The 20,686-nt window shown below is 46.3% G+C and carries 19 protein-coding genes; 10 read left to right on the forward strand and 9 right to left on the reverse strand.

The window, feature by feature from the left end:
* The first annotated feature begins 352 nt into the window (after positions 1 to 352).
* The gene (gene glgB, locus QUB24_RS30525; RefSeq protein WP_333157316.1) at positions 353 to 2,647 is read left to right on the forward strand and encodes a 1,4-alpha-glucan branching enzyme; all 2,295 of its coding nucleotides are present in this window, start codon (positions 353 to 355) and stop codon (positions 2,645 to 2,647) included.
* Between the two features lie 383 nt (positions 2,648 to 3,030).
* Here the strand turns inward: glgB and QUB24_RS30530 are convergent, their stop codons facing one another.
* The 3 genes from QUB24_RS30530 to QUB24_RS30540 all read right to left on the reverse strand — a co-directional run bounded on the left by QUB24_RS30530 (position 3,031) and on the right by QUB24_RS30540 (position 5,239).
* Complete coding sequence (locus QUB24_RS30530) at positions 3,031 to 3,948, reverse strand: glycosyltransferase family 2 protein (RefSeq protein WP_333157317.1); 918 nt, start codon at positions 3,946 to 3,948, stop codon at positions 3,031 to 3,033.
* A gap of 86 nt (positions 3,949 to 4,034) precedes the next feature.
* A complete protein-coding gene (gene hpsJ-B, locus QUB24_RS30535) occupies positions 4,035 to 4,865 on the reverse strand; it encodes a hormogonium polysaccharide biosynthesis protein HpsJ (protein WP_333157318.1) in 831 nt (276 codons plus the stop codon).
* Between the two features lie 128 nt (positions 4,866 to 4,993).
* Entirely contained in the window at positions 4,994 to 5,239 is a 246-nt protein-coding gene (locus QUB24_RS30540; RefSeq protein ID WP_333157319.1) for a hypothetical protein, read from the reverse strand.
* A 414-nt stretch (positions 5,240 to 5,653) separates the two neighbouring features.
* On the opposite strand from QUB24_RS30540, the gene rfaE2 reads away from it, so the two are divergent.
* The 7 genes from rfaE2 to QUB24_RS30575 all read left to right on the forward strand — a co-directional run bounded on the left by rfaE2 (position 5,654) and on the right by QUB24_RS30575 (position 13,133).
* Positions 5,654 to 6,157 (forward strand): D-glycero-beta-D-manno-heptose 1-phosphate adenylyltransferase, encoded by a 504-nt coding sequence (gene rfaE2 / locus QUB24_RS30545; RefSeq protein WP_333157320.1) that lies wholly within the window; start codon positions 5,654 to 5,656, stop codon positions 6,155 to 6,157.
* 120 nt (positions 6,158 to 6,277) lie between these two features.
* Positions 6,278 to 7,147, forward strand: a complete 870-nt coding sequence (locus QUB24_RS30550; protein WP_333157321.1) for an STAS domain-containing protein — start codon at positions 6,278 to 6,280, stop codon at positions 7,145 to 7,147.
* Positions 7,148 to 7,202: 55 nt separating this feature from the next.
* The gene (locus QUB24_RS30555; protein WP_333157322.1) at positions 7,203 to 7,580 is read left to right on the forward strand and encodes an STAS domain-containing protein; all 378 of its coding nucleotides are present in this window, start codon (positions 7,203 to 7,205) and stop codon (positions 7,578 to 7,580) included.
* A gap of 264 nt (positions 7,581 to 7,844) precedes the next feature.
* Positions 7,845 to 8,243, forward strand: a complete 399-nt coding sequence (locus QUB24_RS30560) for an anti-sigma regulatory factor (protein ID WP_333081357.1) — start codon at positions 7,845 to 7,847, stop codon at positions 8,241 to 8,243.
* A gap of 446 nt (positions 8,244 to 8,689) precedes the next feature.
* Entirely contained in the window at positions 8,690 to 9,709 is a 1,020-nt protein-coding gene (locus QUB24_RS30565) for an ATP-binding SpoIIE family protein phosphatase (protein WP_333157323.1), read from the forward strand.
* Positions 9,706 to 11,265, forward strand: coding sequence for an ATP-binding protein (locus QUB24_RS30570; protein WP_333157324.1), 1,560 nt, complete (start codon positions 9,706 to 9,708; stop codon positions 11,263 to 11,265). The genes QUB24_RS30565 and QUB24_RS30570 overlap by 4 nt, the downstream gene beginning before the upstream one ends.
* Positions 11,266 to 11,660: 395 nt before the next feature.
* Positions 11,661 to 13,133 carry an MBOAT family protein gene (locus QUB24_RS30575; protein ID WP_333157325.1) on the forward strand — a complete coding sequence of 491 codons (1,473 nt, stop codon included), beginning with the start codon at positions 11,661 to 11,663 and terminating at the stop codon, positions 13,131 to 13,133.
* A 345-nt stretch (positions 13,134 to 13,478) separates the two neighbouring features.
* On the opposite strand, the gene QUB24_RS30580 is transcribed toward QUB24_RS30575, so the two are convergent.
* The 3 genes from QUB24_RS30580 to QUB24_RS30590 form a co-directional block, all read right to left on the reverse strand.
* A complete protein-coding gene (locus tag QUB24_RS30580; protein WP_333157326.1) occupies positions 13,479 to 14,303 on the reverse strand; it encodes a sulfurtransferase in 825 nt (274 codons plus the stop codon).
* A gap of 26 nt (positions 14,304 to 14,329) precedes the next feature.
* Positions 14,330 to 15,286, reverse strand: a complete 957-nt coding sequence (locus QUB24_RS30585) for a hypothetical protein (protein ID WP_333157327.1) — start codon at positions 15,284 to 15,286, stop codon at positions 14,330 to 14,332.
* A 207-nt stretch (positions 15,287 to 15,493) separates the two neighbouring features.
* Positions 15,494 to 15,694, reverse strand: coding sequence for a hypothetical protein (locus QUB24_RS30590; RefSeq protein WP_333157328.1), 201 nt, complete (start codon positions 15,692 to 15,694; stop codon positions 15,494 to 15,496).
* 70 nt (positions 15,695 to 15,764) lie between these two features.
* Here QUB24_RS30590 and glmU point away from each other — a divergent pair, with 70 nt between their 5' ends.
* Positions 15,765 to 17,153 (forward strand): bifunctional UDP-N-acetylglucosamine diphosphorylase/glucosamine-1-phosphate N-acetyltransferase GlmU, encoded by a 1,389-nt coding sequence (gene glmU / locus QUB24_RS30595; RefSeq protein WP_333157329.1) that lies wholly within the window; start codon positions 15,765 to 15,767, stop codon positions 17,151 to 17,153.
* A 174-nt stretch (positions 17,154 to 17,327) separates the two neighbouring features.
* Here glmU and QUB24_RS30600 read toward each other — a convergent pair whose 3' ends face one another.
* The 3 genes from QUB24_RS30600 to QUB24_RS30610 form a co-directional block, all read right to left on the reverse strand.
* Complete coding sequence (locus QUB24_RS30600) at positions 17,328 to 18,080, reverse strand: hypothetical protein (protein WP_333157330.1); 753 nt, start codon at positions 18,078 to 18,080, stop codon at positions 17,328 to 17,330.
* A gap of 497 nt (positions 18,081 to 18,577) precedes the next feature.
* Positions 18,578 to 19,066, reverse strand: a complete 489-nt coding sequence (locus QUB24_RS30605; protein WP_333157331.1) for a hypothetical protein — start codon at positions 19,064 to 19,066, stop codon at positions 18,578 to 18,580.
* 76 nt (positions 19,067 to 19,142) lie between these two features.
* Complete coding sequence (locus QUB24_RS30610; RefSeq protein WP_333157332.1) at positions 19,143 to 19,748, reverse strand: hypothetical protein; 606 nt, start codon at positions 19,746 to 19,748, stop codon at positions 19,143 to 19,145.
* Between the two features lie 197 nt (positions 19,749 to 19,945).
* Here QUB24_RS30610 and QUB24_RS30615 point away from each other — a divergent pair, with 197 nt between their 5' ends.
* Positions 19,946 to 20,626: a hypothetical protein gene (locus tag QUB24_RS30615; protein ID WP_333157333.1), complete on the forward strand. Its 681-nt coding sequence runs from the start codon at positions 19,946 to 19,948 to the stop codon at positions 20,624 to 20,626.
* Positions 20,627 to 20,686 lie beyond the last annotated feature (60 nt).

Below are 20,686 nucleotides of genomic sequence, written 5' to 3' on the forward strand. Positions count from 1 at the left end.
CAGCTAAGCTTATAAAGAGAATTGGTCTAAGTTACGAAAGTGGCGGGGGAACTCCGTCACTCAAAAAAGCCTTTGAAAAAAAGGAAAAAGAAGCCTGCGGTCTAACTGTAGTCAGTTTACCGTCAGGTTCGTTCACTATTTCTATACTTAGATGTTAGCAGTAAAACCCCAGCTCGGCCTCCGGCAAGGCAACAGCCTGCTGTGTGTGCAAGGGCGCGCGCTGGAGCTGCAGTCGGCAAGATCGTCCTAATCAGTGGTAGGATCAGCGATCAAAAATGTATCGAAATGTAAAGTGCAGCGCCGCTCTAGGTTTTGAAAGCCATTTAGTTAAAAGATTGAGGTAAGTAGTTTTATGCCCGCGACCGTCCCCTTTGAACAGATTGACCGCATTGTTTGGAATCAGCACCAAGATCCATTTGAAGTGCTAGGCCCTCACGCGATCGAAGAAAATGGCAAAAAAGTCTGGGTCGTCCGAGCTTATCTGCCGAATGCGGATGCGGTATCCGTAGTTGTGCCGGAGGCCAGGGCCGAATACCCGATGAAATCAGAGCATCACCCTCACTTTTTTGAATGTACGATCGACACCCCAGAACTAGCAAACTATCAATTGCGGGTTAAAGAAGGGGAACACGAGCGCTTCATCTACGATCCCTACGCCTTTCGATCGCCCAAACTCACAGAATTCGACCAGCACCTATTCTCAGAAGGCAACCACCACCGGATTTATGAAAAATTGGGGGCGCACCTCACCGAAGTAGACGGCATCACAGGAGTATATTTTGCCGTTTGGGCACCGAATGCCCGAAATGTATCAGTTTTAGGAGATTTCAACTATTGGGATGGCCGCAAACATCAAATGCGGAAATCGCAAAACGGCATCTGGGAATTATTTATTCCGGGACTATCCGTGGGAACTTCCTACAAATACGAAGTGAAAAACCAAGACGGACATCCCTACGAAAAGTCCGATCCTTACGGTTTCCAGCAAGAAGTGCGGCCCAAAACAGCATCAATTGTCACCGACTTAGATACCTACACTTGGCACGACAGCGCTTGGATCGAAAAGCGGCGGCACACAGACCCACTGACGCAGCCGGTTTCGGTTTACGAATGCCACATCGGTTCTTGGCTGCACGCCGCTACTGACGAACCCGCCGTGCTACCAAATGGGGAAATACAACCCGCCGTGCAGGTTTCGGAACTCAATCCTGGGGCGCGCTTTCTGACTTACCGGGAATTAGCCGATCGGCTGATACCCTACGTCAAAGATTTGGGATTCACCCACATCGAAATGCTGCCCATCGCCGAACATCCTTTCGACGGTTCTTGGGGCTATCAAGTCACCGGTTATTTCGCCCCAACTTCCCGCTACGGCACACCTGAAGATTTCATGTATTTTGTTGACCAGTGCCACGCCAACGGCATTGGCGTACTGGTGGACTGGGTACCGGGACATTTCCCCAAAGACGGCCACGGCTTGGCTTTCTTTGATGGAACTCACTTGTACGAACACGCCGACCCCCGCAAGGGCGAACACAAAGAGTGGGGAACCCTAGTATTTAACTACGGCCGCAACGAAGTGCGGAATTTCCTAGTATCAAACGCTCTGTTCTGGTTTGACAAGTACCACATCGACGGGATTCGCGTAGATGCGGTGGCCTCCATGCTTTATTTGGATTACTGCCGCGAACCGGGAGAATGGCTGACCAACCAGTACGGGGGACGGGAAAATATCGAGGCGGCAGATTTTCTGCGTCAGGCGAATCACGTCATTTTTAGCTATTTCCCAGGGGCGCTGTCGATCGCCGAAGAATCTACCTCTTGGCCGATGGTATCTTGGCCGACCTATGTAGGGGGTTTGGGCTTCAACCTGAAGTGGAACATGGGTTGGATGCACGATATGCTCGACTATTACCACATGGACCCGTGGTTCCGCCAGTTCCACCAGAACAACATAACTTTCAGTATGTGGTACAACCACAGCGAGAATTTCATGCTGGCTTTGTCCCACGATGAAGTAGTGCACGGCAAAGCCCACATCATCGGGAAAATGCCAGGAGACGAATGGCAAAAGTTTGCAAACGTGCGGTGTTTGTTTACTTTTATGTTTGCTCATCCCGGAAAGAAAACGATCTTTATGGGGATGGAGTTCGGCCAGTGGCACGAGTGGAACGTTTGGGGGGATTTGCAGTGGCAGTTGCTGCAATTCGAGCCGCACCAAAAGTTGAAGCTGTTTTTTAAAGATTTGAACCATTTGTACCGCAGCGAAACGGCACTTTACAGTCAAGATTTTGCTGAGGATGGGTTTGAGTGGATTGATTGCAGCGACAATCGACACAGCGTCGTGGCATTTGTGCGCCGAGAGAAGGATGGCGACGAGTTTGTGGTGACGGTATGCAATTTTACGCCCCAGCCGCACTCTCACTATCGCGTAGGAGTGCCGGAACCAGGTTTCTATACGGAGTTGTTTAACAGCGACGCGCGGGAATACGGCGGTAGCAATATGGGGAATTTGGGGGGCAAGTGGACTGAGGAGTGGTGGTTCCACAACAGTGCTTATTCGATCGACTTGTGTTTGCCACCTTTGGGGGTGTTGATCTTAAAGCTCGATCGGGCAAAAACAACAGCAAAATCTCAACAGTTTTAAGTTGTGAGTGGTGATAGTTTTGAGTTAAGAATCAAAGCTTTATTAAACCTAAAGCTTTGAGGGTATTTAGAAACCCGGTTTTTTGGACAAACCGGGTTTTTTCTGTTTTGTTGTTGCGAAAAAAGGAAGTTCTGCAACGGATTCGCTTTCTTCGGATTTAAGGAGTTTAATATTAATTCCGGTTGCATCGGAATGATTTAACCGCAGAGTACGCAGAGATCACAGAGGAAGAGAAGAGAGAGATGAATAATTTCGATGCACAGGGAAAGGATATAATAACTCTTCTAAATACTTAGGCTACCCCTCGAGTCCGATCGGCGGGGGAACCGCGAGGGTATAAGTTCCAAATACTACCGCTAGGCGAGCTTACCTCTTACCAATTTTTAATTTCGAGTATCGGAAGCGCCAAGATTATAAGAAACTTTTGACTGCTCAACTGTTACTACTTCTGAAATAGATTGTTCTGTCGCTACCTCTAAAGCTGGCAGTGGTAGATGCTTCATTTCCCAAACTTTCAGCAAAATTAGATATTCATAAAAAGCTTGCAGTGTGCACCAAGCCAATCCCGCTTGGCCGTCAAGAAATCCGCCGAGTAAAATATACATATAGAAAAAGCGCACCACAGGCCGCAAAGGCAAGCGCAAAGAAAAATCTTTCAAAGCGCGGCGCCTTTCCACCTCCGACGCGCCAAACAATAAACCCCACCAATTTACTTGACCTGCTTCTAATTGACGGAGAGTTTCAGCCGCCTCGTCAGTCGAGTAGCGGTTGTGCTTTTCAATCCAGCGGGAAAGACCTTTGCTGCAAGTATAGTGAGGGTAAGTTTCCTTCAAAAAGTGAGTAGGCCCGTTGCAGACTTCGCGTTCAGTGTGACCGTAGTCAGTAAACCACACTCTGTCTTTGCGAAAGAGGCGCATTTGATAGCGGGGATATTGAGTGCTGCGGCGAATCCAGCGCTCCATAAATATTACTTTTTCAGCTACGTAATAGCCGATATATTCTTGACTTTCGATCGCCTTTAAGCATTCAGCAAACAGTGCAGGCGTCATCCGCTCGTCAGCTTCGAGGATGTAAACCCATTCGTACTTGCACGGGACTTCTTGGAGCATCCAAGTCCGCTGGCGTCCGTGAGTTTCAAAGCGGTGCTGCACTGTTTGCACGGCATAGTTCTGAACAATCTCAAGGGTGCGATCGGTGCTGAAAGAATCAACTACAATGATATCGTCACAAAGCAGTGCCGATTCAATGCAAGCGGCGATATCAATCTCTTCGTTGTAAGTCAGAATATAAATTGAGAACATTCCCAGCTTTCAGTAAGGGCAAACTATTGGGTAAACAAACTATTTCTCAGGGATGTCTCGACCAGCGCTATCCCTGCCAGCGCCGGTCAATTTTTGCGGCGGCCGAACCGCAGAATTCCCATACTTCTCAATCCCGTCCAACCAACAGTAATGTAGCCTATCGCTAACAGCAAACTGTTGATTCCCGTCTGCAAACTCGAATTTCTCGATCGAGTTCTTAACTCTTTCTCTTTTTGTTGCTTGCGGGTGCGAATCTCGTTGCGAGCTTGAGTGGGAAGTGATTGAGCTTGCTGTTCGAGGAACTTGTCGAGGGCTTTCGGGTCATTTTTCGACTCCTCAAGCACAGCTTTCAATTCCTTGGGAACCTCTGGACTCTTGAGTGCTTGTTGCAGCTTCCCGTCGTCTTGCAGCAGCGCCCCTATCTGGCTGCGACGCTCGCTTTTGAGCTGTTCTACCTGAGCTTTAAATTGAGGGCTTTTAAGTTGTGCCTCAAGTTGACCTTCCGCTTGTCCCGCTTCTAGATCGACTTGAGCCAGAGCATCCTTGAGTTCCAAACGAGTATTGTTGAGGTGAACGGGAACCAGAGATAGGTAAACTAGACCTAACAAGCTGGAAATCAACAGCGCCCAGAATCGCAAGTCCAGCCAAACGTTGCGTCGCTCAATAGAGACTCCACTGCTGCTGTCCACCCAAAAGCCAGTCATCAGGAGGGCGATACCGATCAAAGGAATAATGCCCTTGTCAACTATCTGAGTTGCAGCAGCCAACTGCCAGCCTCGATTGAGAAGGTCTGAAGTTTCTCCCGGCAGCGACAGAACAATGCAGTCAAGCAAAGCAGAGAGAATTAAGATAATCCCGACTACTTTGAGAGTTCGAGCAGCTACTGAAGAAAATTGACGGCTATTACTTGCTTTCATAATTCGTGTTAGATAATTCTACACCGTTAGATTCAAGGGGGTAGTTGAGTGGATTTTGTTGAACGAGTTAAGCTATTTTCCACCAAAATAGCTGCTTCGGGTACCGAACTCGACTTTCCTCTGGGTTTTCACAGGCTGCGGTTGCGACCCAAAAGGTCGAGTTTCTGCACAGCTATGCAGAGTTGGACACAGGAGGCTGTACGCTTCTGGGGTGGCTGTAAAGCTTGGTCAAGATGGCGCCCAGAAACTGCTGCAAGCAACTGCTGGCTTCTTCTATAGTCTGACGAATCCAGCGTAAAGATGAGCTCTGCACACTGGGGTTCCTGGTTGTAACTAGCTTTCGCTCGCGTGGCCGTGCCAGAAATAATAGACACAGGAGGAGCGCGTTTCGTAGGGTTTCACCCCCTAGGGATCTCACTCCCCGATCGCCTGCCCGATGCGGTGGAACTCTCATCCCTTGTCTTATAGTAATTGATATAAGAGAGGGCGGGAATAAATAATTGTTTACCAACCTTTTTCACCTCCAATTACCAACAGCAGGATATGGAAGTTACCGATAAAAGACTAGCTGTTTTTTACCTAGGAATTATGTTTTCAAATTCTGCTTCAATTTCGGTAATTTTTACTTATTTATTCTGGCTCAACAGTTACCACTTACTAATTAATAGTTGCTGTTGATCAACTATTAATTAGTGGGAAAATTGACTGATATATTTTTTAATAACGAAAGTGCAAAGCATCACATTTTTTGGTAGGATAATTTTGATATCTGTTCAAATTGGGTGGTAATGACTGCAATGATTTCTGATGTTTATACGTTGAGAGAACTTGAAAGATCGATCGCATCCGATCCGGACAAGTGGCGTCCGATCGTGTTTACTAACGGGTGCTTCGATATCCTGCACTGCGGTCACGTCCGCTATTTGCAGGCGGCAAAAAATTTGGGGCGATCGCTGGTGGTGGGATTGAATAGCGACGCCAGCGTGCAAGCTATCAAACCGCAGCAGCCGGGATTGCCACCCCGCCCGATCGTACCGGAAAATCAGCGAGCCGAAGTGTTAGCAGCCCTCAAACCAGTAGACGCCGTAGTAATTTTTTCCGAAATTACAGCAACTAAACTGATAAATATCCTGAAGCCGGATATATACGTTAAAGGAGGCGACTATCAACTCGAAACTCTGCCGGAAGCACCGGCAGTTATCGCCGGAGGTGGCAAGATTTCCTTGATCGAAATAGAAGTTCCGAGTTCTACCAGTGCGATCGTCAAACGCATTTTACAATTAGGTACTTAACCCTCGATCGCAAACAGCAAACAGTGAGCTAAACTCAGAAGTTGCCCCATCAAAAAACACGCTTGGTGCGCTCGCTCGTCGTACAATTTCATCCCAATTGCTAAGCAGGAGATAATTTTAATGGAACTCACAAGCAATAACACGATCGCGGAAATCCTACAAAGACACAAAGCAGAGTTACTAGCAGACTGGCTCAAAGAACTGCAAAATACCGGGCTGCGGCGGGACGACTTGATGAGAGCCAAAGAATTGCGCTCCGAGTGTCAAGAGTTCCTGCAATTGCTCCACATGGCAGTCGGGCACGGTAACTTTAGCGACATCCAGACACCCGAATGGGAAAATATGCGGGTGCTGCTAGCAGAAGTTTCGCGATCGCGCGTTCAGAGAGGCTTTACTCCCTCAGAGATAGCGAGTTTCATTTTATGCTTCAAAAAGCCATTGTTCGATCGGCTTTGTCATGAACTGACAGAAAACCGCGACGCACTTGTCGAACAACTTTGGCTTTCCACCAGTTTATTAGACCAGCTTGGCCTTTGGGTGACAGAAATTTTTCTCAAAGCTCGCGAAGAAGTCATCGAACGCCAGCAGCAAGAAATGCTCGAATTGTCAACACCCGTAGTCAAACTTTGGCAAGGCATTCTCGCTTTACCCATGATCGGGACTCTCGACAGTGCCCGCACTCAAATAGTAATGGAAACTCTGTTGCAGGAAATCATGGAAAGCGGCTCAGAATTTGCGATTTTAGACATTACAGGCGTGCCGACTGTTGACACTTTAGTTGCTCAACATTTATTAAAAACTGTCGCCGCCGCCCGTTTAATGGGTACTGAGTGCATCATCAGTGGCATTCGCCCGCAAATAGCTCAAACCATAGTTCACTTGGGAGTTGACTTGCAGGATATTCTCACAAAAGCTACTTTAGCAGATGCTTTTAAAGTGGCGTTGCAGCGCCAAGGTTTAACTATAAAAAATCTTAAAGAGGAAAGATAAACATATTGCAGTCTGAGATGAAAATTTTAGTAAAGCTTAACACATAGGTGAATTTGTGGAACGAATACCGATCCTTCAAATGGGAGAATTTTTGCTAGTAACAATTCAAGTAGATATGCACGATCGCTTAGCAATGACGCTGCAAGATGACCTGACAAACCGCATTGTCAAAACAGGCGTCAAAGGTGTGTTGATAGAAATTTCTTCTCTAGAAATTGTGGATTCTTTTATCGGTCGCATCATCAACAATATCGCTAGTATGTCGCGAATCTTAGATGCGGAGACAGTTGTGGTCGGTATGCAGCCAGCCGTTGCTATTACGCTCGTTGAGTTGGGGCTTTCCCTGACAGGAGTTCGCACAGCTTTAAGCGTTGAAAAGGGCATGATTTTGTTAAGAAAATCCTTGGGTTTGTCTGTTGACGAGCAAGCGTAAGCAGTCGATTAATTGTCCCCTGACTGAGGCACAGGCAGTCAAGGAACGTAGTTTGTTTGTAGATACCTTGTTGACAAACTGAAGATTTCTTAGGGCAGGGCTTACGCACTCAAGGGGGTTAAATCAAGGGTTTGAGATTCCTGCACTATGTTCTCTTTTGAGAGAAAATCGTAGTAAGCGCGTAAGTCCTATTAGGAGAAACTAAGTTGATGATCGTAAGTCCTATATTTTGGGGAGAAGTTCTATTTTGGTACAGTAGCCGCCATGTCAAAACGTGAGACACTAGAAATTCGATCGTCATCCGATATAGTCCACGTCCGACAGCAAGTGCGAACTTGGGCTGTAGCAATGGGATTCGGTTTACTAGACCAAACGAAAATCGTTACCGCAGCCAGCGAACTCGCCCGCAATACTGTAGAGTACGGCAAAGGGGGAACTGTAACTCTCGAAACGCTCGAATTAGGAACGCGCAAAGGGCTACGGCTGATATTTGAAGACAAGGGGCCAGGAATTCCAGACATCGAATTGGCTATGACTGACGGTTATACTTCTAATCAGGGTTTGGGTTTGGGGCTCAGTGGTTCCAAGCGGTTGATGCACGAATTTGAGATTGTTTCCAAAGTGGGTAAGGGGACTAAAATTGCGATCGTCCGCTGGCGGTGAACCAGTAATAGGATTTGAGAGTTGAGATTTTTGATTAAACCATTGGGAATGACCGAAAGTATCCAGGATACAAGCCCCCGGATTCATCTCGCGCAAGTTAATGCTTCAATTCTAAAATCTAAAATCTAAAATCTAAAATCTAAAATCGATAGTGGGTAAGGGGACTAAAATTGCGATCGTCCGCTGGCGGTGAGGAGTAAGGAGAGTGGGAGATTGGGAGAGAGTGGGGTCGATCGCGCGCTACAAATGACTAATGAGAAACCGGGTTTCTATGAGTTTTGGGTTTGGTAACGAGAAATCTCAGTAGAAACCCGGTTTCTGGGGTCGATCGCGCGATGGCTAACTAAACTAAGAACTAATGACTAATGACTAATGACTAATGACTAATGACTAAGAACTAATGACTTTTTAAATGCGCGCCAGCTTAAGATGAGAACTACAAAATAATGATAGATGCTGTAGCCCTGCCCGTAACAGAAGAAAGTCAAGTGGGAGAAGCGCGCCGAATCGCAGTCGCCCTCGCGACGGAAGTCGGATTTAACGAGACCGATCGCGGTAAAGTGGCAATTGTTACCACGGAAGCCGCAAAAAACCTGGTCAAGCACGCCCGCGAAGGAGAACTTTTGCTGCGAACATCAAAAACAGCGGCAGGATATAGCATTGAAATAGTAGCGCTAGACCGGGGCCAAGGAATGGCAAATGTCGCGGTGTGTATGCGGGACGGTTTTTCTACAGCGGGAAGCCCTGGAACTGGGCTGGGGGCAATTAAACGCCTCTCTACTTTTTTTGATATTCATTCTGTACCAAAACTGGGGACAGCCTTATTAGCGCGGCTGGAACCTACCCAAAATAGCCGGGAAGCATCCCAAAACAGCAATTACTTGGAATTGGGGGTCGTCCACTTGCCAAAAGCAGGAGAGCAAATTTGCGGCGATTCCTGGGCTGCAGAAAATCACCTTGACAAACACCTGATCTTAGTTGCAGACGGGCTCGGCTACGGGGATTTGGCCCAGGAAGCGTCTGGCGAAGCAGTGCGGGTATTTGAGGAAAACGCCAAACTCGGGCCGAAAGCAATTTTAGAGAAGGCGCACGCTGCTTTAAAAAATACCAGAGGAGCGGCTGCGGCGATCGCCCAAATCGATCGTACCCAACAAACAGTTTGTTTTGCCGGAATTGGCAACATCAGCGGTGTAGTTGTCACAGATAACCAAAGCCGTAGCATGGTTTCCTACAACGGCACAGTTGGACATATGATGCGAAAAGTAGCAGAATTTGTCTATCCTTGGTCGCAGCAGTCCCTACTCATCATGCACTCCGACGGTTTGGCGGCGCAGTGGAATTTAAACCGCTACCCGGGTTTAGCCTCCAGACATCCTGCTTTAATCGCAGCCGTGCTCTACCGGGACTTCAAACGCACTCGCGATGACATGACAGTTATAGTAGCCAAGGTGAGAGAAGCAGCGTGAGTTATCCAATCCTGACGACGGAAGTCCGTTTTGAACAAGACATCGTACAAGTACGCCAAAGAGCTCGCCAAATTGCTAAAGGGCTGGGATTCGATTCCCAAGTACAAACCCGCATCGCCACAGCAGTTTCCGAAATTGCCCGCAATGCTTTCAAATATGCAGGCGGTGGCAAAGTAGAATTCATTGTGGAAGGGGAATCGCCCCAAGTTTTTCGGACTCGGATTTCCGACACGGGGCCGGGAATTGCTGATTTACCGGCTGTGTTAAGCCCCAATTTTCGATCCCAAACCGGCGCGGGACTCGGTTTAGCAGCAGCGAAACGGTTGATGGACGAAGTGAAAATCGACTCTCGGCCCGATCGCGGAACGGCTGTACAATTAATTAAACAGTTTTCCAAAAATATGCCTGCGCTGAGTGCGATCGAACTAAATCAATTAGTTGACAAACTAGCGCGCCAAATTCCCGAAGATCCCTATGCCGAAATTCAGCAGCAAAATCAAGAATTACTACGCACTTTAGACGAACTCCGCCAGCGTCAAGAAGAACTCGTACAATTAAATCAACAGCTAGAAGATACCAATCGCGGAGTCCTAGCACTTTACGCTGAATTGAACGATAAGGCCGAATCTCTCCGGCGCGCCAGCGAACTCAAAACCAGCTTTCTCTCCAATATGAGCCACGAGTTTCGCACTCCGCTAACGGCAATTATGAGCCTTTCCGAAATATTGTTAAATCGCCTCGACGGAGAACTTTCAGCCGAACAGGACAAGCAAGTAAATTACATTTACAAATCCGCCGAGTCTCTCGCAGAACTTGTCAACGACTCGTTAGATTTAGCCAAAGTGGAAGCCGGAAAACTAACTGTTCGCTTGGCTGATTTTGAAGTCGAAGATTTGTTCAGCGCCCTGCGAGGAATGATGCGCCCCCTGCTTCCCCAAAACTCTGCCGTTTCTCTAATTTTTGAAGATACTCTCGAACTTCCAATCCTCACCACCGACGAGGGAAAAGTTTCTCAGATTTTGCGAAATCTGATTTCTAATGCCCTCAAATTTACCGAAGCAGGTGAAGTTCGAGTTGCTGCGGAAATAGGAGAGGAGGGGACAGTTACTTTTTCAGTAGCAGATACGGGCATGGGTATTCCCCCAGCAGACCAAAGGCGGATTTTTGAAGAATTTGTCCAAATAGAAAATCCCTTGCAGAAGGGCGTCAGAGGCACGGGATTGGGATTGTCTCTGTGCAAAAAACTGGCGGAGTTTTTAGGGGGAAGTATTGAAATCACAAGTTCGCCTGGAGTGGGTTCGACTTTTTTTGTCACACTGCCGATTCTGTATCCGGGAGAGGAAGAAAACCCTTTGGAAATGTCCCCTGCTAAGGGAGATGAAATATCGCTGGCAAGGGCAAATTCTCGTAGCTTGAGGGGTTCCGGGCGATCGCCAGCGGCGGATTCAGCAGCCAAAGTTTTGAGTGGGGAGGATGAAGATAGTTTTTCGGTATTTGCTGAAAAACTTGCTGGCAGAAATTCATTGTACTGCGATATAGGTCGCCAACGGTGCTGAAGGTTGGCGATCGGCTAGTCTTTAGACTTATTGCATAAATCTTCGATCGATCGGTCAACCGCAGATGTAAGGTAGATAAACCCAGATCGACGCAGATAATTTCAAGATAGAGAAGATGACGGTGGAAACAGCGTCTACACAAAGGAAGTTTATTTAATTTGCAACAGCATTTAACATTTGTGCTGTAAAATGTAGCAGTTCTCAGTTGCCGACTATACCCTAGGGACTGAGGCTGTGCTTTTTTTGTCGTGCCAAGCGCGATCGGCTAAAATCCTTAAATCTAGTTCTTAGCAAAGTCTTGATTTAAAAAAATGATGCAACTTTAGGCAAGTCCAAACCCATATAGAGTAAGCCATTCCCAAATCTCAAATCTCCAATCTCAAATCTAAAATGGTATGACTTTCATCTCCCTTCAATATGCCCTGTTTTTGTTAGTTTTGTTCGCGGCTTACTGGTTGGTTCCGGTGCGGTGGTGGCGGCTGTTCATCATGTTAGCGGGTAGTTTAATTTTTTACGCTTCGCTGCAAATTTGGTACATTCCTCTGCTGTTAGTCGGTGCTTTGTTTAATTACTGCTTGGCGATGGCGATTGGGGAACCTCTGGATTGGCGGATTGCTAATGAATCTTGGAACCGCCGCCGTTTGTGGCTGCTGTGGATAGGCATCTGTCTGAATGTGTTGCTGCTTCTGGGCTTTAAGTATGTGCCTTTTTTATTGAGTTCGATCGGCACTTTGTTCAATTGGCCTGTAGCTATCGACGGGGCTGACTGGGTGAAAAGTCACGTCATCGCACCTTTGGGATTGAGTTTCTTTTGCTTTGAGTGCATTGCTTATTTGATTGACGTGTACCGAGGCGCGCCTGCTGCTACTTCGCTGCTGCACTTTGCTGCTTACAAGTTGTTTTTTCCCAAACTGATTTCCGGCCCGATTACTCGGTATCACAACTTGATCTATCAACTGAAAACCCAGCAATTTCCGACGCCCGATCGCATTTCTGAGGGACTTTGGACGATCGCCTTTGGTGCAGTAAAAAAAGGTCTTTTCGCAGATAACTTGGGAATTTATGTCGATTTAAGCTTTACCAACTTGCAGCGGGCGGGTAGCGAGGATTTGTGGCTGGCTATTTTTGCTTACGGGCTGCAACTTTATCTCGATTTTAGTGGCTATGTTGACATGGCGCGCGGTACTGCTTTGCTGCTGGGTTGGTATTTGCCGCCAAATTTTGATTTTCCTTATTTTAGTGCCAGCATAGCTGATTTTTGGCGACGCTGGCACATGACTTTAGGTGATTGGCTGCGGAATTATTTGTATTTTCCTTTGGGGGGTTCGCGAGTCGGTTTGTGGCGCACTTGTCTGAATTTGTCGATCGTTATGTTAATTGCAGGAATTTGGCATGGTGCCGCTTGGGGATTTATTGTGTGGGGGGGTTTACACGGTTTAGCTTTGGCGGTTCACAGGCTGACTGATGTGCTGTTTAAGCGGTTGCGGATCGAGTTTTTGTGGGAAAATCCGATCGGGATTGCGATCGGTTGGCTGTTGACTCAGGCGATGGTTTTTGGTAGTTGGATATTTTTCAGACTTCCCGATTTAAAGGATTCTGGATGGGCGATTTCGCATTTGTGGGGACACACTGCTGACGTGCAGTTTGCTGAGAAAGTTTATATAGAAGCTTTGGGTTTAGAAAGAGTGAGTTTAGCTTGGATGTTGGCGGCTTTGGCTGCGGCGATGCTGGGGAATTATGCGTTGAGTCGGGGTTTGAAATTGGAGTTAAATTGGCCGATGAAATTGGTGTTAGTGCCGCTTTGTTTGTATGCGGTTTGGGTGTTGGCTCCCGAAGGCGGTTTGCCTTATATTTATTTTGATTTTTAGGGTATTATTAATTCGCCTTCTGAACAGGCTTTCCGGCCTGTTCCACAAGGAAATCTACTCTTTGTGGAACAGGCCGGAAAGCCTGTTCTTGAGAATGGTGCAAGATGTCAGTCGAAGTGATTCCCCGCTACCTATTAGTGTCAAATTAAGCTTTTTGTTCGCCAGTCCTCCCGCTCACCCAATAGTCCGCCAGGGAATGAATTCCCTGTCTCATAGCTAAAGTCCTCTCAAAGAGGACTGAAGAACTCATTAGTCCTCATCGCGAGGAATTTCGCTTTGAGGCTCTTGTTTCAACCGCTGCCGGACTGAGGGTTTAACGTTAAGTTGACATCAATGCCCGCTACCCTACAACTGATAAGAACACCAGTCACTCCAGCTACCTACATAAAGTTTAGCATCGGGAATTCCAGCGATTTCTAAAGACAGTAAATTAACGCAAGCCGTCACCCCGGAACCGCAATAAACAATAATTTCTTCGGCTTTTTCTAATTCTGTCCAGCGCTGTTTTTGTTCGGATGCCGATCGCACTTTTCCAGTTTCATCCGTCACCCCTTGCCAAGGATAGTTAACCGCACCCGGAATGTGACCTGCAATGGGGTCGATCGGCTCCCGCAAACCTTCATATCTCTCGCTTTCTCGCGAATCAACCAAAACCTTTCCCGGCAAGTCTTTACGCTCTTTTACCGCCTCAATATCTACCGCCAAATCCTGCTGCAATTGAGCAACAAAGTTACCCTCGCGGGAGTCTGGCAAAGTATTTGTTACCGGATAGCCCGCCGCTTTCCAGCCGCTAAAACCCCCGTCTAACAAAGCGACTTTGCTGTGTCCCATATATCGCAGCAGCCACCACAAACGAGCTGCAAAAGCCAGCCGCGAATCGTCATAGGCGATGACTAAAGTTTCAGGTGAATTAATGCCTATCGCGCTCAATTTATCAGCTAATTCTTCAATATTTGGCAGCGGATGTCTACCGCCATGTTTCCCCACTGAACTCGCGAGGTCGCGGTTTAAATCTAAATAGAAAGCTCCGGGAATATGACTTTCTTGATATTGTTTTTGTCCCAATTCAGGGTCGGCAAGGGAAAACCGACAGTCAATGATTACAACTTGCGGATTGTCGGTATTGGTGGCTAACCATTCAGGAGAAACGATTAAAGTGTTGTCAGTCATGATTTTTCACATCTATGTTTTAACATTTATCGGGAAGGAGCTTTTTTATCTGGTTCTGCTTTGTCGGTACGAGATTTTTTAGAATTTGCTTTCTCCGAAGCTCTTTTTTCGGAATTTGATTTTTTAGGAGTTGCTTTTTCCGAAGGTAATTTTTCGACGGGTGCGGGAGTTGGAGTTGGCAGAGGGGGAGTTACTGCTGCTTCTTGAGCGTAAAGCAGATATTTCTGATACTCGATTACTTTTGCTTGAGCTAGTTGATGGTTGGGGCTAGAAACTGGTACTCTTCTCATTAATGATACCGCTTCTTGCCAACGATCGATAACTGTAGTCCAATCTTCCTTGGTTTTTGCCGATCGCCCTAATTCTGCTGCTTTGAGTGCGCTGTTAACGGCTTCTCGAAAAGTATCTGGTGCAGTTGCTAAATCTGCTGTTTCATCGGGATTATTCCCCGCAGTTGCTGCTGGCTGGTTCAAAATTTTACCGACAAACGCCACCACGGCGATCGCCAACATACCTGTTACTAGCCCAACTACAATGAAAGTCGATCGCAGTCGGTTCTCAAAAGCAGCAAGTTCCGGCGGTTTTTCTTCCTCAATATTGCTCTCCATCTCTGTGCGATCGTCCATATTAGGAAGCGCAGTATTTGGTACAGCTTCTCCTGCAAAGCTCTGTGGTTCAAAATTGCTGTTTTCTAAACTAAACTCTTGACTCCAAGCAGCAGCAATCTGACCACTTTCTCGGCCCTCAACCTTCACTTTGCGAATCGAATCCGGCTGCAAATTCGTCAGCTCGGTGCGAACAAAATCAACTAATGTATCTTCTATCGGTATCTGCTCTGCCTCAAGAATTACATCCAAACAGTCGCCGTCGAGATTCGCGGAGGCTGTGATACCTTCAGATTGCAACTGGCTGTTTAGCCAAGATGCGATCGCAGTGGCGGGATTTCCCTGCTTGGCAAGTTCCTGAAAATTAAGCTCTGTCATAGCTGGACACCTGATAATGCAGAAGGTAGAAGGCAGAAGGAATGAAAAAGTCAGAAATTGTTTTTTAAAGTTGAAAACACCCTAACTGAAATTCAACAAATAGTATAATGTATCGTGGCAAATTCCAGCCCAAAGATGCCAAGTCTCACTCTCGCTCCCCCTCCCAGCCCTTGGGAAAAGACTCGCAGTCCTTACTCCCAAACGAACTCAGGTTTGTAGTGAGGAATGCCAGTCGTGTTGCTCAGCCCCCAAATACTGCTGCTGCAACGAGGTTTTTGATACCGGGCGCGCCAGTCCAGATATTGCCAGCATCGCCCCTACAACCAGCATCCGGCTGGAAAAAACCTCGATCCCGCGGATGCGAGATGGCAAATTTGAGATGAAAAATTTGTGCAATCGCAGTGCCATCGGCGGACAGCGAGTGATATCATCAGTGAGTCAATATTCAAGTTTTTATAGCAAATAACTCGATCGCACAATGGTAGCAATAGCAATTTTAGCGGCTGGACGCGGCACGCGCATGAAATCTGACTTACCCAAAGTTCTACACGAATTGGCCGGTCGATCGCTAGTTGAGCGAGTCCTCCAAAGTTGTCAACAAATTCAAATTACCAGGCGACTTGTCATCGTCGGTTATCGAGGCGAACTCGTTAAAGAATCCCTGATTCGAGGTCAAGAAATATCAGGGAAAAATCCTCAATCTCCTCCCCTAGAATTTGTCGAACAAACCGAACAATTGGGAACCGGTCATGCCATCCAACAATTGCTGCCTCACTTAGAGGGATTTCAAGGAGACTTGCTCGTCTTAAATGGGGATGTACCTTTACTGAGGGCAGAAACTATCAAACAATTGATGGCCATTCACAAACAGCACCAAAACTCTGCTACTTTATTGACAGCTAATTTGCCGAATCCTCAAGGGTACGGTCGAGTATTTACTGACAGTCAAAACTTAGTCCAGCAAATTGTCGAACACCGCGACTGCACACAAGCTCAAAAGCAAAATCACCGAATTAATGCAGGTGTTTACTGCTTTCACTGGCCGGATTTAGAGAAAATTTTGCCAGAATTGAAGGCAGATAATGACCAAAAAGAATATTACCTAACTGATACGGTAAATTTCCTCAGTCCGGTGATGGCGGTGGATGTGGAAGATTATCAAGAAATATTGGGAATTAACGATCGCAAACATTTAGCTACAGCTTGCGATATTTTGCAAAAGCGGATAAAGGACAAGTGGATGACGGCGGGAGTGACGCTGCTCGATCCCAACAGCATCACCATTGACGATACAGTAGAGTTGCAGCCGGATGTGGTAATTGAACCGCAAACTCACTTGCGGGGAAATACTTCGATAGCCTCCGGGAGTCGCATTGGCCCCGGCACTTTGATCGAAAACAGTCAGATTGGGGAAAATGTGACTGTGCTTTATTCGGTGGTTTCTGACAGTATGGTTGCTGAAAATTCGCGAATTGGCCCTTACGCACATTTGCGGGGACACGCAGAAATTGGGGCTAACTGTCGCGTCGGCAATTTTGTAGAATTGAAAAATACTCAAATAGGCGATCGAACTAATGTCGCTCACTTGTCTTATTTAGGCGACGCGACTTTGGGAGAAAAAGTCAACATCGGTGCTGGGACAATTACGGCGAATTATGACGGAAAAAACAAGCACAAAACTCAAATAGGCGATCGGAGTAAAACGGGTTCTAACAGCGTGCTGGTTGCACCGATAACTTTGGGGGAAGATGTTACTGTAGCGGCGGGTTCTGTGGTGACAGAAGATGTGCCGAATGATTGTTTAGTAATTGCCCGTTCCCGGCAAGTTGTCAAACCAGGTTGGAAGTTGAAAGAACCTAAAAAGTGAACGATTGTTCACTTTTTAGATGATGAGTTTCCACCCGATCGCGAGTTTCGCACTGGATACCAAAGAAACCGGGTTTTTATAACGGAAGCGATCGCACTCTAGAAGAGATTTTGGTGAAAAACCCGGTTTCTGCGTAAGTCCGCAACCTTGAGAAATCGGGTCGATCGCGATCGGCTATTTTTGGTTATTTTGCTGGTGCAGATAGTTGTTAATCGCTTTGGCAATTTTTTCTTGCTGGTATGGGTTCATGGTGCGGGGTAGGGAGATGCGACAGCCTCCACAAGCTAACAGTCTGACTTCGTACCAAATGTCATGATCCCGATCTTTTGTGCGATCGACTTCCACGCCATAAATCTCGCACAGAGAGTATTCCATGACTTTACGTGCCAACAAACCCCGCTGTTTAACAGTCAAGGTGTTTAAAGTTTCATCGAAGCTGTAGATTTCATTATTTCTCAAGACGATCGCTGCGATTCCTGCGAGCAAAAATATGCCTCCTGTCCATCCCAACCAGTGATCGTCTTGGCTTAAGCGCAGCAAGCGATTTTTTGCATTTTTAACAAAAAAATTGATGTCAGAAGCCACAGCGTCTTGGGTTCCCCAATTAGTGGAGTTAGCAGTGAAAGGAACAGTGCCAACAGAAGTCAAAAGTACAACTCTGGTTTTATAGCCGCATCTTTCCACTTTAGCTCCCCGCAAAGAAGCAAGCTCAATTTCTTTGATGTTCGATCCCAGTAAATTCGATCGCACAATCTGGCATTTTCCTTGTTTTGCCTGCAATCGCTGGCAGCTCAGACTTGCTGCATGATAGTCAAAAGTCAGCGAGATCAGTCCCAATGTCATGAATAAACAACTAGGGAACCAAAAATCAAATATACTTTGAGTCTGAATTATTAATTCACTTGCTGTTTGCTTGATTATTTTCATTGATCTCACCCTTTTATTCCAAAAATGAGGCTACACATCGACTTCCTGACCCCGATGAGCCGAATTGTTAACTTATATATTATTGGAAGTCGTCCTCTGCCATGACCCCTTTTATTTTGCTAATAGATTAGCACTAAAATGTCTGACCGACAACAAAGGTCGCGAGTTTACCTGCGGCTGGGTTTAAGATAGCTTTCCGTGATTTAAAGTAGATGAATCTTAAAAATATATTAATTATGTTATGGGGAATGAAACGTTAGCTTCGCGTTCCGTAGGAAAGTAATCATCCAGGTGAGCACTGGTTTACATTTTGTTACATTGTCAAGCTTATTTGCGCCTATTTAATTATCATTAAGCTAATCCGCATATAAATTCCCTGGTCAAATCAACTTTCACTCTTGTGGGGAGTAGCGGTTGGGCCCGAAAGCCCGCCCTCAACACAAAATTTAAATGCACAACAGCTTAGTTATGGATTTGGGCGATTCCCTACGGGAGAGCTAGGGTTCACGGATTTGTAGGGCCAATACATTGCTAAGCGTGCGATTATCGCTAATCGAGATATAGCTGCGAATCAAGTCAGCCATTTTGTATTGTTCTGTTAGTGAATAGCTTCTTAAACAGATGATATCGCCCCCGAACATCCACAAATCAACATAATAGCTACGATTTCCCTCGCTATCTCCTATTTCCTCTAATTCCACCGCATAAATCTCGCGAGTTGAGCATTCGCTAACATCATGAAGCCACACACCCCGTCGTTTAATGGTCATTTTGCTAATAGTTTTATCAAAAATGTATGTTTCATCTATCGCCCCGTCTAACAAAGACAGCGAAAACAACAGAAATATGCCTCCACCTATCCAATTTGATGCTAAAATAATCTGCAATAGTCCAATCACGATGAAGGGAGAAATTAATAGCAAACCATCCCAGGCGCTCGAAGATTGAATTGTTAGTTTAGTCGGTGTTGGGTTGAGAATTTTCATCAGTTAATTTGGGATTTTCACCAACAAGGTGAATTACTTATCTATCCGCTATATCCAATTTCTCAGGCACGGATTATTATTTAACACTGCTTTGGACGATCGCACTTTTGGTGTTGTAAACAGCCTTGACAGCATAAGCCTCGCCCGGACGTATCTGTAAAGCTCTGTTAAAATTGATTAAAGCGGTTTGATAGTCTCCCTGCCCGTAGTAGGTATAGCCAAGTTTCATCGATTGTTTGAAGTCCGAATTTTGAGCGGCAACACGAGCAGAATTAGGATGAGTTACAGGTGCAGCAGAAGTAGGATACGGCTCTTGAGAGAGGGATGAATAAGTGTGGAAATCAGAAGAAAAAGAAGATGGCGATGGCTCGTTAGACCCCCGATCTACATTCGGCACAGAACCATCGGTACCGAGAATACCTATTACAGGCAAGAATGCAATAATAATGCCTAACAAGAAATACATGAGGAATCCAGCAAGTTGAAGTAAAAATGGTTGTCTAACTTTTTTATTACTCCAATTTTTAATATGAAAAACCCAGGAAGCAAAGGGAACAAAAAAGTAAACCAATCCCCACAGAGTTTCTTGTTCAATAGCTTGAGATAATCCCCAGATATAACCAACCAAAATTAAAATAAAGCCCAGACCGCCAAAAAAGAAGACGATCGCAATAATAGACATTTTATGTTGCTCCCGTTGGTGTAAAGTTATTTGACAAACTGTAAAGGTAAGGATTGAGGCACATTTTCAACCTGAAACTCTTTCCCCTGTTTGCTGTGTTAAAAATAGATTAGCGGTGACAACAGTCCGATCGCGCACAGCGAATGTTAGGATTTTGGTTAGGAATTAGACTAGGAACTAGATCGCGACTGCCGCAAATGATACCCTCTACCCTCGATCGACCCGAAGAACCATTTGCACGCGCCAGCAACGGCTGGGACATCCAAAAGCTTTACAGCGACTTGGCAAATGCCAAACAAGAATTCGCCCCCCACACCAGAAGAGGGCTGACACCCGTAGAAAAGCGGCACCTCTGCGGCTTGCTGTGCGGCTACAGCCCAGCCGAAATTGCGGTATTTCTCAACAAACAAATCAAAGGTGTAGAAGTTGATTTGTCAAAAACTTTGTACAGATACATAGAATTATTGACAAATCGACCCCGCAATGCTCTTAAAAATTGGAGAGATGCGATCGACTGGCTGGAAATAGCCGGATATAAAACGCAGCCAAAAACCTCAACCGGCGCCATCTTAAAAGCCACTCTCCACCATTCAGACAGGATTTTGTCTGCGGCTATCAGTCCCGACGGACAATTCCTCGCAACGGGTTCTGAGGACAGTACAGTGAAAATTTGGAGTTTGCACAGCGGGGAACTGCGGCAGACGATTTTCGGACATTCAACAGCCGTGTTGCTAGTGGCTTTCAGTCCCGCCAGCAAAACGCTGCTGACACGATCGCGCGCGGGCACAGTCAAACTCTGGAACCTGCAAAACGGCGAACTGCTGAAGCGTTTGGCAGACGTGCACCGCCACGAATCCGTCGCCGTCAATCGATTTTAGATTTTAGATTTTAGATTTTAGATTGACTTGCGCGAGATAAATGCTCTTTCTTGAGGATTT

The sequence above is a fragment of the Microcoleus sp. B9-D4 genome, from assembly GCF_036705105.1.
GTDB lineage: Bacteria > Cyanobacteriota > Cyanobacteriia > Cyanobacteriales > Microcoleaceae > Microcoleus.

Coding starts and splice junctions, on each gene's coding strand:
- QUB24_RS30585 (WP_333157327.1), bottom strand. CDS start 15,286: ATGACAGAGCTTAATTTTCAGGAACTTGCCAAGCAGGGAAATCCCGCC.
- QUB24_RS30530 (WP_333157317.1), bottom strand. CDS start 3,948: ATGTTCTCAATTTATATTCTGACTTACAACGAAGAGATTGATATCGCC.
- QUB24_RS30600 (WP_333157330.1), bottom strand. CDS start 18,080: ATGAAAATAATCAAGCAAACAGCAAGTGAATTAATAATTCAGACTCAA.
- glmU (WP_333157329.1), top strand. CDS start 15,765: ATGGTAGCAATAGCAATTTTAGCGGCTGGACGCGGCACGCGCATGAAA.
- QUB24_RS30580 (WP_333157326.1), bottom strand. CDS start 14,303: ATGACTGACAACACTTTAATCGTTTCTCCTGAATGGTTAGCCACCAAT.
- QUB24_RS30610 (WP_333157332.1), bottom strand. CDS start 19,748: ATGTCTATTATTGCGATCGTCTTCTTTTTTGGCGGTCTGGGCTTTATT.
- rfaE2 (WP_333157320.1), top strand. CDS start 5,654: ATGACTGCAATGATTTCTGATGTTTATACGTTGAGAGAACTTGAAAGA.
- QUB24_RS30565 (WP_333157323.1), top strand. CDS start 8,690: ATGATAGATGCTGTAGCCCTGCCCGTAACAGAAGAAAGTCAAGTGGGA.
- QUB24_RS30615 (WP_333157333.1), top strand. CDS start 19,946: ATGATACCCTCTACCCTCGATCGACCCGAAGAACCATTTGCACGCGCC.
- QUB24_RS30590 (WP_333157328.1), bottom strand. CDS start 15,694: ATGGCACTGCGATTGCACAAATTTTTCATCTCAAATTTGCCATCTCGC.
- QUB24_RS30605 (WP_333157331.1), bottom strand. CDS start 19,066: ATGAAAATTCTCAACCCAACACCGACTAAACTAACAATTCAATCTTCG.
- QUB24_RS30550 (WP_333157321.1), top strand. CDS start 6,278: ATGGAACTCACAAGCAATAACACGATCGCGGAAATCCTACAAAGACAC.
- hpsJ-B (WP_333157318.1), bottom strand. CDS start 4,865: ATGAAAGCAAGTAATAGCCGTCAATTTTCTTCAGTAGCTGCTCGAACT.
- QUB24_RS30560 (WP_333081357.1), top strand. CDS start 7,845: ATGTCAAAACGTGAGACACTAGAAATTCGATCGTCATCCGATATAGTC.
- QUB24_RS30575 (WP_333157325.1), top strand. CDS start 11,661: ATGACTTTCATCTCCCTTCAATATGCCCTGTTTTTGTTAGTTTTGTTC.
- glgB (WP_333157316.1), top strand. CDS start 353: ATGCCCGCGACCGTCCCCTTTGAACAGATTGACCGCATTGTTTGGAAT.